The sequence below is a fragment of the Pelosinus sp. UFO1 genome, from assembly GCF_000725345.1.
Lineage (GTDB): Bacteria > Bacillota > Negativicutes > DSM-13327 > DSM-13327 > Pelosinus.
Genome location: NZ_CP008852.1, coordinates 4,504,786 through 4,519,875, shown reverse-complemented (window position 1 = coordinate 4,519,875; position 15,090 = coordinate 4,504,786). Strand labels below are relative to the sequence as shown.

The window sequence follows — 15,090 nt, the reverse complement described above, 5'->3', positions numbered from 1 at the left end:
TTTAGTTATGCATACTGAATATTTTATTGTGGATAAAGAAAATCCTGATAAGGCGGTGTTATCTAAGGCAGCAGAACTTTTAAAACAAGGCAAGCTAGTGGCCTTTCCTACGGAAACTGTCTACGGACTAGGGGCTAATGGACTTGATGAAAAAGCTGCAGCTGGAATTTTTTCAGCTAAGGGTAGGCCTTCTGATAATCCTTTGATTTTACATATTGCCAATCGTGAGGATGTTGATCAATTGGCTGCGCATATTTCAACAAATGCGAAAGTATTGATGGAGGCTTTTTGGCCTGGACCTCTAACCGTTGTATTGCGGCGTAAGGCTATCGTGCCTGATATTATTACAGGGGGGCTAGAGACGGTAGCAATTCGTTTGCCGGACTCCATAGTTGCTAGGCAGCTTATTTCCCTGGCGGATACGCCCATTGCAGCACCTAGTGCGAATACCTCGGGACGACCTAGTCCAACGAGTGCCCAGGCTGTATTGGATGACCTTGAGGGGAAGATACATGCTGTTGTGGATGCTGGTAATTGCCAAATTGGTGTAGAATCAACTGTTGTGGATTGTACTACGCCCGTACCAACCTTGTTAAGACCGGGGGGGATTACCTTAGAAATGCTAATGGCAACAGTAGGGGAAGTGGAAATTGATCCAACCCTTGCCGGTAGTTTTGAACTTGCACCTAAGTCTCCTGGAATGAAATATAGTCATTACGCTCCAGATGCACCTATGGTTTTATTTGAAGGTGCCTACCCTCATTTGGCAGATCTTCTGTTGCAGGAAATAAACACAGCGCTGGCAGAAGGTAAAAAAGTAGGTGCCGTGGTTTCAACAGAAACAGCAGCTAGGCTGCCGAAAGAAGTAGTAGCTTTTGTTTATGGTAGTCGTAAGAGAATTGATGAAATTGCTGCCAATTTATATAAGGCATTGCGAAGTTACGATGATAATCCTGTAGATATAATTTATACCGAAGGTATTCCAGAAGATGGGCTTGGACTGGCGATTATGAATCGTCTTCGCAAAGCAAGTGGTTATCGTATCGTGAACGGATAACATATCCCCCATGCACTCCACATATATATACTCTAAGTGGAGGTGGGGTTGGGTGAGTAGTTTAGAGATCCTGGTGCTAAGTGCAGCATTGGGAACAGATTTGTTCTCAGTGGCGGTTCCTATCGGTATGAATCGAATGCGGCGTAAGATTGTTTTCCGGGCGGCAGTTGTATTTGCTTTGTTTCACATTGTACTTATATTGCTAGGTTACTATATTGGGCACTTCTTGGGAGCAGTAGTGGAGCGGGTAGGTACATATCATAGCCAATATTCATTTATTGCAATGGAAAATTGGGCTAGTATCTTAGGAGCATTGGTTTTAACTGGGTTGGGCATATATATGATTAAGGAAAATCTGGCGGATACTGTTCCAAATAAAAATAAGGTACACCCCTTGCAGGGTTTTTCTCTTATTGTATTGGCAACAAGTGTGAGTATTGATGCATTTGCCGCCGGTTTCAGCATGGGTATGATGGATGTAGATTTGCTGAAATTAAGCGTCATTTTAGGGAGTGTAATCTTTATTATTGCCTTAATGGGCTTAGGCTTGGGCCGTAAGGTGGGGCGATGTATTGGCGGCAGAGTAGAGCTTCTAGGCGGAATGATTCTTATTTTGCTAGGATTACACGTGCTGTGGACAGTGATATGATAAAAATGTAACGGATGAGATATAATATTAAATGGAGAAGGGCAGTTGAAAGATCAATATGCTGCAAATTTTAATTGTTTGCACGGGCAATACCTGTCGTAGTCCCATGGCTGAAGTATTGCTTAGGGGCAAAATAGAGAAACATTACTTAACGGATCAAATTGTTGTGTCATCTGCTGGTGTTGCTGTATGGGGTGAGGGTGGCGCCTCTATGGGAGCTCAAATGGCTATGGGGCGGCGTGGTATCAATATGCTAAGTCATCGTTCTCATCGCCTTCTCCCTGGGGATATCCAATCTGCTGATTTACTCTTAACCATGACAGCGAGTCATAAGGCGGCGGTGCTTGGAATTATGCCTGAGGCGATAGATAAGGTCTATACCTTGGCAGAGTTTGCCGGAGAGGATAGAGATATTATGGATCCTTATGGGGAGAATGTTGCTGTTTATGAGATGTGTGCAGAGCAAATAGAAAAAAATTTAGAAAAGTCTTGGAAGAAAATAGTGACCCTTGCAGGAAAAAAGGATTGCATAGAGAAAAATGACGAATAGAGCGTGTTTTAAGACACGCTACCTTATTGTAAAGAGGTTGGAGGTTTATAATGTTAGTAGCGATAGGTAGTGACCATGGCGGTTTTCGGTTGAAAGAAGAGATTAAGAGTTTGTTGACAGAAGCAAACATCGAGTTTCAAGATTTTGGGACTTATTCTGCAGAGGCAGTTGATTATCCAGATATCGCAAAAAAAGTTTGTGATGTTGTAGTTAGTGGCGAGTATACGAGAGGCATTTTGATTTGTGGTACCGGTATTGGTATAAGTATTGCTGCCAATAAAGTAAAAGGCATTCGAGCTGCTCTTTGTCACGATGTGTTTTCAGCCCAAATGACGAGAGAACACAATGATACCAATGTTTTAACTATGGGGGAAAGAGTCATTGGCCCAGGTTTGGCTCGAATGATTGTTTCTACTTGGCTTAATACGGAGTTTCTTGGCGGTCGCCACGCGAAGCGAGTTGAAAAAATCTCTGCATTAGAAATATAAAGATGATCTGGTGGAGGTTAGTACAGTGATAGAACTGGACGCAATTAAAACACAGACGATAGAGGCTGCTACCGAATTGTTAGGAATCGCAAAACTTGCTCCAGGGCAAATTCTAGTAGTAGGTTGTAGTACAAGTGAAGTAATTGGTGAAAGAATCGGTTCTTCTGGCTCTTCCGAAGTAGCTAAGGCTATTTTAGGCGGCTTATTGGAGGCATGTGCTCCGTTTGGAGTGTGCCTTGCAATACAGTGCTGTGAACATTTAAATCGCGGACTAGTAATAACAGCAGAAGTCAGTGAACGCTATGGTTTAGAACCTGTCATGGTAATCCCTGTTCCAAAGGCGGGCGGAGCCTTAGCATCTGAGGCGATGAGGGTTTTTGAAAACCCTGTTGTAGTAGAAAATATTAAGGCCCATGCGGGGATTGATATTGGGAGTACCTTAATTGGTATGCATTTAAAAGCCGTAGCCATACCTGTACGGTTATCCCGGAAACATATTGGACATGCGTTTGTTACGGCAGCTCGAACCCGTCCTAAGTTAATTGGCGGTTCACGGGCTGTTTATGAGTAATTATAAATATGGGGGAATAAACATGAGTATGCTATCAAGTTTTGATCCGGAAATTGCAAAAGCCATTGATTTAGAATTGCATCGGCAGCAAAATAAGTTGGAACTAATTGCTTCTGAGAATTTTGTGAGTAAGGCGGTTATGGAAGCCCAAGGATCCGTGTTGACAAATAAATATGCGGAAGGCTATCCAGGAAAACGTTACTATGGTGGTTGTGAACATGTAGATGTTGTAGAACAGCTAGCGATTGATAGGGTGAAACAACTTTTTGGTGCAGAACATGCCAATGTACAGCCTCATTCTGGTGCCCAAGCAAATACGGCAGTATATTTTGCTTTTTTACAGCCGGGTGATACGATCTTGGGGATGAATTTAGCCCATGGCGGACATTTGACTCACGGCAGCCCTGTTAATATCTCAGGTAAATGCTTTAATATTGTACCCTATGGTGTAGATGAGGTAACCCATCGTATAAATTATGATGAAGTTGCCGAACTAGCTGCCAAGCATCGCCCCAAAATGATTGTTGCAGGTGCAAGTGCTTATTCTCGAATTATTGATTTTGAACGTATGGGTCAAATTGCTCGCGAAGTAGGAGCCTTATTTATGGTGGATATGGCGCATATTGCTGGTTTAGTAGCAGCAGGACTACATCCTAGTCCTATCGGACATGCTGATATTGTAACTACAACAACGCATAAAACTTTGCGCGGACCACGTGGCGGCGTAATTATGTGCAAAGCAGAGTTAGCAGCAAAAGTTGATAAATCCGTATTTCCTGGCATGCAAGGCGGGCCATTAATGCATGTTATTGCTGCAAAAGCCGTTTCTTTCAAAGAAGCGTTAACAGATGAGTTTAAAATGTACCAACAGCAAATTGTGAAAAATGCAGCAGCCTTAGCAGCAGGTTTGTCAAAGGCTGGGTTCACTTTGGTTTCTGGCGGCACTGATAATCACTTGTTGCTGGTTGATTTGCGTCCGCAGAATATGACAGGCAAAGATGCAGAGAAGGTGCTAGATGCGGTGGGTGTTACTGTGAATAAAAACGCCATTCCTTATGATCCTACTAGCCCTTTTATTACCAGTGGCATTCGTATTGGTACAGCAGCGATTACTTCTCGCGGTATGAAAGAAGCAGATATGGATATTGTAGCTGAGATTATTGCTATGGTACTGAAGAATTCAGCAGATGATGCAGTAAAAACCAAGGCTGCTACCATGATTGCCGATCTGTGCAAAAAATATCCATTGTACGCATAAGGAATACATATAAAACAAAACTAAGATCGATTCCGATTTATTCGGAGTCGATCTTTTTCTATTTATTTATGATTCTTTTCTCTCTATGTATTCATTGTTTGCCTTTTTATAGTTTTTAATGCGTTGTACATACTTTTGTGCTGCAAGCATGTTTTCTCAATGTTACCTACTCTGGGAAGGATTCAAAACATTATCGTCGTATTTTGTATTATTTTTCTTACCGTAAAACAGTAAAATATTCTTGCTTTTTCTCTGTGATGACTGGTATAATGGCTTAAAATGTTACATCATGTAGCTACAAAAAACAGTTTTGTTTTTCTGTAGCGGTCATTATAGTGATTGAATTCTTTAAAAACGAGAATGTTTGTCAAAGGGGGACTTGTATGTATTGGAATAAGACCATTGAAACCATGGAACATGACCAAATGCAACAATTGCAGGCCAGAAGATTACGCGATGTAGTAGAACATATGTATCAAAAAGTACCATTTTATCGAGCTCTTATGCAGCAAGAAGGCTTATTGCCTCAAGATATAGCAACACTGGCGGATATTAGCAAGTTACCGTTTATGACGAAACAAGATATGCGAGATAATTATCCTTATGGATTATTCGCGGTACCACCTAGTGAAATTGTTCGTATTCACGCCTCTAGTGGTACGACAGGTAAAGCTACGGTTGTTGGTTATACAAAAAGAGATTTAGGCATGTGGTCAGAAGTCATGGCTAGGTCACTAACAGCAGCAGGTGTTAGTAAACAATCTTTTGTGCAAATCTCCTATGGCTATGGCTTATTTACAGGTGGCTTGGGTTTACATTATGGAGCAGAATTAGTAGGAGCTTCTGTCATTCCTGTATCAAGTGGAAACACGGCTAGGCAGATTTCTCTAATGAAAGATTTTGGCACAACCGCATTGGCTTGCACTCCTTCCTATGCCCTGCACCTGGCCGAAACTATGAATGAGATGGGAATTGATCCGAAAAGTACAGCGCTAAAGGTTGGGATATTAGGAGCTGAACCTTGGTCAGATAAGATGCGAAGTCAAATTGAAACAAGCCTTAATATTAGGGCTACCGATATTTATGGATTGAGTGAAATTATTGGACCGGGTGTTGCCTGTGAATGTTCCGAGCAGCAGGGGCTGCATATTAATGAAGATCATTTTTATCCAGAGATTATTGATCCCCTGACGGGAGAGGTCCTGGCAGACGGGCAAAAAGGCGAATTGGTACTGACTACTATTAGCAAGGAAGGCATGCCGATGATTCGTTATCGGACCCGGGATTTAACGGTGCTAGATCGTAGCCCTTGTGGCTGTGGACGCACTCTTGTGCGTATGAGTAAAGTAATGGGTCGTAGTGATGATATGCTAATTATTCGTGGAGTTAACGTGTTCCCATCTCAGATTGAGAGTGTCTTGCTTGGTTTAGGGGAAACCTCACCCCATTATCAGCTGATTGTTGATCGCCAAGGGCATCTGGATACCTTGACTGTCATGGTGGAAATTTCCGAAGCTATGTTTTCTGATGAAGTGCGCCGTTTAGAAATGTTGGAACGAAAGATTCAGACAGAGTTAGCGAGTGTCTTAAAAATAACGGCTAAGGTACGCTTAGTAGCTGCCAAAACGTTAGAACGAAGTGAAGGCAAAGCCAAACGGGTAATTGACAATCGACAAATCTAAGAATGCATGTAAGTCTTATGACGATCCGAAAAGGAGAGCTAGCGTATGATTATTCAGCAAATATCAGTATTTCTAGAAAATCGCACAGGGACACTGGCAGAAGTATTAGCAACCTTACATGAAAATAACATTAATATTAGAGCTATGTCGGTGGCCGAAACAGCTGACTTTGGAATTTTACGTTTTATTGTTAACCAGCCTGATAAAGTAGAACAAGTATTACGAAAGGCCCAATTTGCTTTAAGGGTAACACCTGTATTAACCATGGTATTAGATGATAGCCCAGGCAGTTTGCTAGGCCGAATCGAAAAACTAAGTAGTGCAGGTATTAATATTGAATATTTTTATGCTTTTGCTGTGGTGGGCACGGAGAGGGCGCGGATTGTGCTAAAAGTGGATGCACTAAAAGAGGCTGAGCAATTGCTTGGAGAATATGAGGAAGGTCAGCACAGGGAGAAGGAGCAGGAAACAGATTTTTATTGGTAATTCTTTTTTGTTATGACATTAGAAATTTGACGCCATGGGGCTATAGCCAAAAGTGGAGGTGAATGTTGTGGGGCATCATACAATATCCATTTTGGTATTAAACCAATCTGGAGTACTGGTGCGGGTGGCTGGGATGTTTTCACGTCGTGGGTTTAATATTGAAAGTTTAGCAGTAGGCACTACCCACGTACCTGAATATTCCCGCATTACAGCTGTTATGCAGGGAAGCGATGCTATCGTGAAACAGGTAGTTAAGCAGTTAGAAAAGTTAGTGGAAGTACGTGCCGTCGAAATTTTACCAGTCAATATTGCGGTGGTAAGAGACATGGCTATGATAAAGGTTCGAGCAGGTAAAGAAAAGAAATTAGAAGTCTTGCAGTTAGCAGAATCCTTTGGAGCCAAAGTCGTAGATATATCTGAGCAATCTTTAATTGTAGAAATCACTAGCGGCAAAACCAATGCAGATGCCCTAATTGCAGCCTTATCCCCTTACGGGATCATAGAAATGATTCGTGCAGGTGTTGTTGGCCTGCAACGGGGAGACTGTAGTATTTACGAAAAGGAAAAATGTGAAGTCAGCGAGTTGTTTGACACATCCCAAGGGGAATTATAATCGAAAAAAGTGTACAAAAAAGCGGTAAAGACCACCTCTCATAGGCAACTGAAGAGGCAGTTTTTAAAATAAATACGATAATATTTAAAATTAGGAGAGATGATGAAGATGAGTAAAATGTATTATGACAAAGATGCGGTAGTAGAATTAATTGCAAACAAGACGGTGGCTATTATAGGCTATGGCAGCCAAGGGCATGCCCATGCTTTGAATTTACATGATAATGGCGTAAAAGTAATTGTTGGTTTATACAAAGGAAGTAAGTCTTGGGAAAAAGCACAAAAAGATGGCTTGGAAGTTAAGGAAGTCGCCGGAGCAGTAGCTGCTGCGGATGTAGTTATGATTCTAGTTCCTGATGAGAAACAAGCTAAGATTTATAAGGAAGAGATTGCCCCTAATTTGAAACCGGGTGCTGCTTTAGCCTTTGCTCATGGTTTTAATATTCACTTTAATCAAATTACACCACCAGCAGACGTAGATGTGTTTATGGTGGCGCCAAAGGGACCTGGTCATTTAGTACGTCGCGTATTCCAAGAAGGTGCTGGAGTACCTTGCTTGAAAGCTGTATATCAAGATGCTTCCGGTCAAGCAGAAGCCTTATCTTTAGCTTATGCATGGGGTGTTGGCGGAACGAGAGCGGGCGTATTAACAACTAGCTTCCAAGAAGAAACAGAAACAGATCTATTTGGTGAGCAAGCTGTTCTGTGCGGCGGTGCTACTGCACTCGTAAAAGCAGGTTTTGAAACATTAGTGGAAGCTGGTTATCAGCCTGAGGTTGCTTATTTTGAATGTTTGCATGAGCTGAAATTGATTGTAGACTTAATGTACGAAGGCGGTATGGCAGCAATGCGTTATTCAATCAGTGATACTGCTGAGTATGGTGATTATATGATTGGCAACCGGATTGTAACTGATGCAACCAAATTAGAAATGAAAAAAGTTCTGAAGGAAATACAAACTGGTGTATTTGCGAAGAATTGGATTTTGGAAAATCAAGCTAACCGCCCAGAATTCACCGCAACAAGACGCAGAGAAGCGCAGCATCAAATTGAAACAGTAGGTAAAGAATTGCGTGGCATGATGAGTTGGTTGAAAAAATAATTGCAAGATAGAGGTGTTGGTATGGAACGTAATATTAAAATTTTTGATACCACACTACGTGACGGTGAGCAGACGCCTGGCGTATGTTTGGATATGCATGAAAAGCTGGAAATTGCCCAAAGTTTGGTTAAGCTAAAAGTGGATATCATTGAAGCTGGGTTTCCTATCGCCTCCCCAGGTGATTTTAAAGGGGTTAGTCAAATTGCTGAGATGATTAAGGGGCCTGTGATAGCCGGTTTGGCAAGGGCGAACAAAAAAGATATCGATGCTGTGGTGCAGTCTTTAGCAAAAGCACAGCGGCCACGAATTCATACTTTTATTGCTACCAGTGATATTCATATGGAATATAAGTTAAAGATGTCTAGAGATAAGGTGCTGGAGATGACAGAAGAGTCTGTGCGTTATGCCAAGCAATTTATGGAAGACATCGAATTTTCCGCAGAGGATGCTTCTCGGTCAGACTGGCAATTCCTTTGTCAGGTATATGGGAAGGCAATTGCTGCAGGTGCCACTGTCATTAATGTGCCTGACACAGTTGGTTATACGACCCCTGATGAATATGGAGCTTTAATTCGTTACTTAAGAGAACATGTGCCTGGTATTGATAAAGTAGATATCAGTGTTCATTGCCATAATGACTTGGGATTAGCCGTAGCTAATTCCTTGGCAGCAGTGCAGGCTGGGGCAAGTCAGGTAGAATGTACCATCAATGGCTTAGGAGAACGGGCAGGTAATGCTGCTTTAGAAGAATTGGTTATGGCATTTTATACCCGTCGTGATTATTACAAGGTAACGACAGGGATTGATACTAAGCAAATTTATCGGGCTTCTACCCAAGTCAGCGCGTTGACTGGCGTGGATGTACAGATCAATAAGGCTGTAGTAGGAGACAATGCTTTTGCTCATGAATCAGGTATTCATCAACACGGTGTTATGAGCAATGCTTTGACCTATGAGATTATTTCTCCTGAGGTCATCGGTATGAGTCGCAACGCCATTGTCCTAGGAAAACATTCTGGCCGGCATGCCTTTGAAGAACGTCTAAAACAGATGGATTATAATTTTGATAGTGAAACTATTAATGTGTTATTTGCCAAGTTTAAAGACTTAGCAGATAAGAAGAAAGTGGTCTTTGATCAGGATATCGCCGCCTTAATTATTGATAAACCGTCTATGCAGCCAGCTTGGTATCGTTTAGTATCTCATCAAGTAGTAAGCGGCGGCAGTGATAATGTGGCAACTGCGTCTGTACGCTTAGAGACCAGTAATGGCCTTACAGAAAAAGCAAGCTGTGGAGACGGACCGGTAGATGCCATCTTTAAAGCCATAGAACAAGCTGCTGGGTTTGCCATCGGTTTGAAGGATTATCAGTTAAAAGCCATTACTGCTGGTGAAGACGCCTTAGGGGAAGCCACGGTATGGATTGAATATAACGGTTCTGTCTTCAATGGGCGGGGCTTAAGTACAGATGTTATCGAGGCCAGTGCAAGAGCCTATATTAATGCTATTAATAAACGTTTGACTGTATGCGGTTATCCTCAGGCGCAGCAGGTGGTTGGGAGCAAATAATTATGAGTGAAAAAAATATTGTTGTAATTCCGGGGGATGGCATCGGAGAAGAAATAACTTCGGCAGCTGTCCGTATATTAAATAAGATAGCAAGTAAAAGTAATGTAACGCTAACCTTTGCTAAACACTTAGCTGGTGGCGCGGCGATTGATGCTTATGGGATGCCTTTACCGGATAGCACAATTAAAGCAGCTAAAAATGCAGATGCTGTTCTCTTAGGTGCTGTAGGTGGTCCAAAATGGGATGGTGTTGCTCCTGAAATACGGGCAGAAAAGGCAATTTTAGGATTGCGCAAAGAATTAGGCCTTTATGCTAATTTGCGCCCGATTAAGGTATCGGAGGCTCTAATTGAGTTCTCTCCGTTAAAAGCCGCAGCTATTTCTGGTGTAGACATTTTATTGGTACGTGAATTAAATGGTGGTATTTATTATGGGGCGAAAAGTGAAGCTGCAATGGTTAACGGTGTTGAGCAGGCTTCTGATCTTGAAATCTATAGTGCCCCTGAAGTTCGCCGCATTGTTGCATTGGCCTGTCAGGCTGCTAAACTTCGTCGTAATCAAGTGGTGTCCGTAGATAAAGCCAATGTATTGGCTTCTTCGAGATTATGGAGAAAGGTAGCAAATGAGACAGCTGGAACATTTGCTGATGTTAATTTGAGCCATTTATACGTGGATAACTGTGCTATGCAGCTGATTTTGGCACCAAAGCAGTTTGATGTAATTGTAACCAATAACTTATTTGGTGACATTTTAAGTGATGAAGCTGCAGTATTGACGGGGTCGATTGGTATGCTGCCATCAGCAAGTATTGGTGATGGTACGGGGCTCTATGAGCCAATACATGGATCAGCTCCAGATATTGCAGGCCTAGGTTTAGCAAATCCAGTAGGCACCATCTTGTCTGCTGCCATGCTTCTACGTTATTCCCTGGGTGCTGAACAAGCAGCCATTCAAATTGAGCAGGCTGTAGAACAGGTTTTGCTAGAAGGATATCGTACCGCCGATCTATATAAACCTGGATCGACAAAGGTGACAACAGAGGAAATGGCTGGACTGATTGAAGGGAAACTTTAGGTAATGCCCTAATGTAAGGAGGTGACTTGTATGGAGATATCTGGTGCACAAGCGATTGTGGAGTGTTTATTAGAACAAGGAATAGATACGGTTTTTGGTTATCCAGGAGGACGTATTTTACCTTTGTACGATGCCATTTATGGCGGCTCAATACGTCATATCCTCACAGCACATGAACAGGGTGCGATACATGCGGCTGATGGTTATGCTCGTGCCAGTGGAAGAGTCGGGGTTTGCATTGCCACTAGTGGGCCGGGGGCGACAAATTTGGTAACTGGGCTGGCTAATGCGTATTTGGATTCTGTGCCTTTGGTGGTTATTACGGGGCAGGTCTCTACGGATCTTATTGGTAATGATGCCTTTCAGGAAGTAGATACAACGGGTATTACCATGTCCGTAACAAAACATAATTTTCTCGTCAAAGATGTAACCTTATTACCAGAAGTCATACGCTTTGCATTTCGAATTGCCTGTTCCGGACGTCCAGGGCCCGTTTTAATTGACATACCAAGTGATATTCAGGCAGCTAAATTTGTTTTTTCCCCTGAAAAAAAGGTAAAGAAAGCAAAACCACAATGGGAACTGTCTGAATATGGCAGTAGAACCATTGATCAAGCAGTGGAAGCCATAGCAAGAGCAAGTCAGCCAGTGATGATTGTAGGTGGTGGTGTCGTTACTTCTGGGGCATATGAACAGGTTATTGGTTTAGCTGAAAAAATTGGTACTCCTGTGGTGAGCACTCTGATGGGCTTAGGTGTATTTCCTTCGAAACATCCTTTGTTTTTAGGATTAACGGGGATGCATGGTGGCAAGGTAGCCAATCATGCTGTCCATGGTGCTGATGTTGTCATTGCCATTGGCAGTCGATTTAATGATCGAGTAACAGGGAATAAGTTTAAATATGCAGAGGGGAAAACAGTCATTCATATTGACGTAGACCCCGCCGAATTGGATAAGAATGTTATCACCCATATTGCCTTAGCGGGAGATGTAAAACAATTAGTGGAAATCTTGCATCAACGTATTAAACCTGTTGATGGACCTATTTGGTGGGATAAGATTGAGGTATGGAAAGAAAAATTTAAAGTTGATTATGGTAAGGATATATTGACTGCACCTTGGATGCTTAGGCATGTATCAGAGGTTACAGTTGGTAAACCGTTTATCTTTGCCACGGATGTAGGACAGCACCAAATGTGGGCTGCTCAAAATTTAAATATAGAGTCGCCTCGTTCTTGGATTACGTCTGGTGGTTTAGGAACAATGGGCTTTGGTTTACCTTCCGCCATTGGGGCACAGTTAGCTGTTCCTGATAAGAGAGTGATTACCATTGTAGGGGATGGCGGCATTAAGATGACTGGCTGTGAGTTATTTACGGTTAGGACGCAGAATCTGCCTTTGATTACTATTGTTGTTGATAACAGTTCATTAGGGATGGTCCGTCAATTGCAGGAGTTGTTTTACAAAGAACGATATTCTGCTTCACTGCAAACGGTGCAAATGGATTTTGTCTGTTTTGCGAAATCCTTTGGCATTGAAGGGGCTTTAGCTACGACGCAAGAAGAGTTTATTGAGGCTTTTGCTGATGCCCTTGAAAGTAACAGCCCAAGACTTATTGTAGTAAAGATTCTCACAGAGCATTTAGTAACCCCCATGTTAGTACCTAATTCACCCTTAGATACGTTTATGGATATTTAACAAAATAGAGACCTGGTCGATTATGACCAGGTCTCTATTTTTGTATGATAGAAGGAGATATGTTTGTGGAGTAAGCTTGGAAAATATGATTAACCACAGAGGCGCAGAGTACGCTGAGAGGAATTTTAATAAAAAAAGATATCCTGCCTCTGTGTTCTCTGCGTCTCTGCGGTTTCGTTATTTTTCTAGACTTGCCACAAACCGCCCAATCCGCTGGAGGGCTTCTGTAATATTTTTTGTTGATGTGGCATAAGAACAACGAACAAATCCCTCGCCGCTATCACCAAAGGCATTGCCTGGCACTAAGGCTACTTTTTCAGACATCAATAACTGCTCCGCAAATTCGAGTGAAGTTAGGCCAGTTGCTTTTATCGAAGGAAAAACATAAAACGCTCCTTTCGGTTCAAAACATTCGAGTCCGATTTCGCGAAACCCATCTAAAATAAGGCGGCGACGTTGATTGTATTCTGTAACCATATGAGTAACCTGTGACTCCCCTCTTTTGAGAGCTTCAATTGCAGCGACTTGGGCTGTAATGGGAGTGCATAGCATCGTATACTGATGGATTTTAGTCATAGCCCCGATAAAATCAGCATTAGAGGCTGCATAACCAATACGCCAGCCGGTCATGGCGTAAGCCTTAGAAAAACCGTTTAAAACTATGGTACGATCCCGCATATCTGGTAGACTAGAGAAACAGGTATGGGTGCCATCGTAAGTGAGCTTAGCATAGATTTCATCAGAAATAACGATAAGGTCATGCTTTAGGGCAAAAGCTGCAATACTCATTAAAGCTTCTCTTGTCATAACAGCGCCAGTAGGATTATTAGGATAACCAATCAATAGCACTTTCGTGCGAGGTGTAACGTAAGCTTCTAACTGCTCTGCAGTGATGCAAAACTGGTTATCAATACTGGTAGGCACTGTAACGGCAACACCGCCTGCTAGTGTGACGCAGGATTTATAGGATACATAACAGGGCTCAGGCACCAAAACTTCATCACCAGGGCTAAGCAGAGCACGCATAGCTAAATCTAATGCTTCGCTTACCCCCACTGTCACTAGTACTTCTTGCCTGGGGTTGTATGTAACTTGGTAGTCATTATAGAGAGATTTAACAATTTCCTCGCGAAGTTCAAGAAGTCCATAATTAGAGGTATAGGAAGTATAACCTCTATGCAGTCCATAGATACAGCTTTCTCGGATGTGCCAGGGTGTGACAAAATCAGGTTCGCCTACACCTAGAGAAATGACACCCTTCATTTCGGCAGCAATATCAAAAAAACGCCGAATGCCAGAAGGCGGAATAGCCTTTACAGTTGGCGATATGCGCTCTGACCAATTCATGGTGATACCACCAGCCTGTGCTCTTCTTCTAAGTCATCAATGATAACCCCAGCATATTTATATTTCTTTAACATAAAGTTGGTGTTGGTGCTAACGACCCCATCGATGGTTGATAATTTAGTAGAGACAAAATCAGCAACATCTCTTAAACTAGCCCCTTCGATAGTTACAGACAGGTCATATCCTCCTGACATCAAATATAAACCTCGGACCTCTGGATATCGGCAGATGCGTTCCGCTATGGCATCAAAACCAACCTCTCGCTGGGGAGTAATTTTGACTTCAATCACAGCTGTTACATTATCGACACCTGCTTTTTCCCAGTCAATAATGGTTTGGTATTTTAAGATTATTTTTTCATCTTGAAATTGTTTTATAAGTGCGGCAATTTCCGGTGCTGGTCTGTTTAACATAACCGCTAGCTGCTCTGGTGATTGAGTATGGTCTCTTTCTAGGCATTCCAAAAGTTCTTTCATAGAAAAGGTCCCCCTTGATAAAATAATAGGATAAAGAAGACTTGATTCAGATGGAGTTTTAACTCCATCTAAATCTTAGTCGCACTTATCCAGGGACTTAGCCGCTCTTAACTCCCACTTATAGAAGATGGGAGTTTTAGAGCGGTTTAGTCATCGGATAAAAAAGTTACTGTATTTTCTAGGATACCACATATACTGATGAGAAGTACATGGATTTACAAAAAAAATGCCATATTTCCTATGATATAATTAGAATATTCGATTTATAGATGTTGGCAAATTGAAAAAGAAGAGGGAATTGAACCGCAGAGAACACAGAGAACACAGAGGCGATATAGGTTTAAATTCTCTTAGTATTCTTCAAATCTTCGTGTTTAAAAGTGTTTTTTTAAAAAAATTCCCCTCTGTGTCCTCTGTACCTCTGTGGTTTATTTTCCATTCCTGTTGTATTTTCTGATACTATAGATTGGCT

The 15,090-nt window shown here is 42.1% G+C and carries 15 protein-coding genes; 13 read left to right on the top strand and 2 right to left on the bottom strand.

Annotated elements, in window-relative coordinates:
• The first annotated feature begins 7 nt into the window (after positions 1-7).
• The 13 genes from UFO1_RS21290 to ilvB all read left to right on the top strand — a co-directional run bounded on the left by UFO1_RS21290 (position 8) and on the right by ilvB (position 12,795).
• The gene (locus UFO1_RS21290) at positions 8-1,057 is read left to right on the top strand and encodes an L-threonylcarbamoyladenylate synthase (protein ID WP_038674045.1); all 1,050 of its coding nucleotides are present in this window, start codon (positions 8-10) and stop codon (positions 1,055-1,057) included.
• Positions 1,058-1,109: 52 nt separating this feature from the next.
• Complete coding sequence (locus tag UFO1_RS21285) at positions 1,110-1,706, top strand: manganese efflux pump (protein WP_038674044.1); 597 nt, start codon at positions 1,110-1,112, stop codon at positions 1,704-1,706.
• Between the two features lie 58 nt (positions 1,707-1,764).
• Complete coding sequence (locus UFO1_RS21280; RefSeq protein WP_038674043.1) at positions 1,765-2,256, top strand: low molecular weight protein arginine phosphatase; 492 nt, start codon at positions 1,765-1,767, stop codon at positions 2,254-2,256.
• Positions 2,257-2,306: 50 nt separating this feature from the next.
• Positions 2,307-2,744, top strand: a complete 438-nt coding sequence (gene rpiB, locus UFO1_RS21275; RefSeq protein WP_038674041.1) for a ribose 5-phosphate isomerase B — start codon at positions 2,307-2,309, stop codon at positions 2,742-2,744.
• Positions 2,745-2,772: 28 nt separating this feature from the next.
• Positions 2,773-3,315: a TIGR01440 family protein gene (locus tag UFO1_RS21270; RefSeq protein ID WP_038675536.1), complete on the top strand. Its 543-nt coding sequence runs from the start codon at positions 2,773-2,775 to the stop codon at positions 3,313-3,315.
• A gap of 22 nt (positions 3,316-3,337) precedes the next feature.
• Positions 3,338-4,573 (top strand): serine hydroxymethyltransferase, encoded by a 1,236-nt coding sequence (gene glyA / locus UFO1_RS21265; protein WP_038674040.1) that lies wholly within the window; start codon positions 3,338-3,340, stop codon positions 4,571-4,573.
• A gap of 383 nt (positions 4,574-4,956) precedes the next feature.
• The gene (locus tag UFO1_RS21260; RefSeq protein WP_038674038.1) at positions 4,957-6,255 is read left to right on the top strand and encodes a phenylacetate--CoA ligase family protein; all 1,299 of its coding nucleotides are present in this window, start codon (positions 4,957-4,959) and stop codon (positions 6,253-6,255) included.
• A 45-nt stretch (positions 6,256-6,300) separates the two neighbouring features.
• A complete protein-coding gene (locus UFO1_RS21255; protein WP_051789045.1) occupies positions 6,301-6,741 on the top strand; it encodes an ACT domain-containing protein in 441 nt (146 codons plus the stop codon).
• Positions 6,742-6,808: 67 nt separating this feature from the next.
• Complete coding sequence (ilvN, locus tag UFO1_RS21250; RefSeq protein WP_038674036.1) at positions 6,809-7,354, top strand: acetolactate synthase small subunit; 546 nt, start codon at positions 6,809-6,811, stop codon at positions 7,352-7,354.
• Between the two features lie 108 nt (positions 7,355-7,462).
• The gene (ilvC, locus tag UFO1_RS21245) at positions 7,463-8,455 is read left to right on the top strand and encodes a ketol-acid reductoisomerase (protein ID WP_038674034.1); all 993 of its coding nucleotides are present in this window, start codon (positions 7,463-7,465) and stop codon (positions 8,453-8,455) included.
• 21 nt (positions 8,456-8,476) lie between these two features.
• Positions 8,477-10,024 carry a 2-isopropylmalate synthase gene (locus tag UFO1_RS21240; protein ID WP_038674031.1) on the top strand — a complete coding sequence of 516 codons (1,548 nt, stop codon included), beginning with the start codon at positions 8,477-8,479 and terminating at the stop codon, positions 10,022-10,024.
• Between the two features lie 2 nt (positions 10,025-10,026).
• Complete coding sequence (gene leuB, locus UFO1_RS21235; protein WP_038674030.1) at positions 10,027-11,097, top strand: 3-isopropylmalate dehydrogenase; 1,071 nt, start codon at positions 10,027-10,029, stop codon at positions 11,095-11,097.
• Positions 11,098-11,127: 30 nt separating this feature from the next.
• Positions 11,128-12,795 (top strand): biosynthetic-type acetolactate synthase large subunit, encoded by a 1,668-nt coding sequence (gene ilvB / locus UFO1_RS21230; RefSeq protein WP_051789044.1) that lies wholly within the window; start codon positions 11,128-11,130, stop codon positions 12,793-12,795.
• A gap of 177 nt (positions 12,796-12,972) precedes the next feature.
• Here the strand turns inward: ilvB and UFO1_RS21225 are convergent, their stop codons facing one another.
• Positions 12,973-14,142, bottom strand: coding sequence for an aminotransferase class I/II-fold pyridoxal phosphate-dependent enzyme (locus UFO1_RS21225; protein WP_038674029.1), 1,170 nt, complete (start codon positions 14,140-14,142; stop codon positions 12,973-12,975).
• Positions 14,139-14,618: an Lrp/AsnC family transcriptional regulator gene (locus tag UFO1_RS21220; protein ID WP_038674027.1), complete on the bottom strand. Its 480-nt coding sequence runs from the start codon at positions 14,616-14,618 to the stop codon at positions 14,139-14,141. The genes UFO1_RS21225 and UFO1_RS21220 overlap by 4 nt, the downstream gene beginning before the upstream one ends.
• Between the last annotated feature and the right edge of the window lie 472 nt (positions 14,619-15,090).

Coding starts and splice junctions, on each gene's coding strand:
- ilvC (WP_038674034.1), top strand. CDS start 7,463: ATGAGTAAAATGTATTATGACAAAGATGCGGTAGTAGAATTAATTGCA.
- rpiB (WP_038674041.1), top strand. CDS start 2,307: ATGTTAGTAGCGATAGGTAGTGACCATGGCGGTTTTCGGTTGAAAGAA.
- leuB (WP_038674030.1), top strand. CDS start 10,027: ATGAGTGAAAAAAATATTGTTGTAATTCCGGGGGATGGCATCGGAGAA.
- UFO1_RS21255 (WP_051789045.1), top strand. CDS start 6,301: ATGATTATTCAGCAAATATCAGTATTTCTAGAAAATCGCACAGGGACA.
- glyA (WP_038674040.1), top strand. CDS start 3,338: ATGAGTATGCTATCAAGTTTTGATCCGGAAATTGCAAAAGCCATTGAT.
- UFO1_RS21280 (WP_038674043.1), top strand. CDS start 1,765: ATGCTGCAAATTTTAATTGTTTGCACGGGCAATACCTGTCGTAGTCCC.
- ilvB (WP_051789044.1), top strand. CDS start 11,128: ATGGAGATATCTGGTGCACAAGCGATTGTGGAGTGTTTATTAGAACAA.
- UFO1_RS21225 (WP_038674029.1), bottom strand. CDS start 14,142: ATGAATTGGTCAGAGCGCATATCGCCAACTGTAAAGGCTATTCCGCCT.
- UFO1_RS21260 (WP_038674038.1), top strand. CDS start 4,957: ATGTATTGGAATAAGACCATTGAAACCATGGAACATGACCAAATGCAA.
- UFO1_RS21220 (WP_038674027.1), bottom strand. CDS start 14,618: ATGAAAGAACTTTTGGAATGCCTAGAAAGAGACCATACTCAATCACCA.
- UFO1_RS21290 (WP_038674045.1), top strand. CDS start 8: ATGCATACTGAATATTTTATTGTGGATAAAGAAAATCCTGATAAGGCG.
- UFO1_RS21240 (WP_038674031.1), top strand. CDS start 8,477: ATGGAACGTAATATTAAAATTTTTGATACCACACTACGTGACGGTGAG.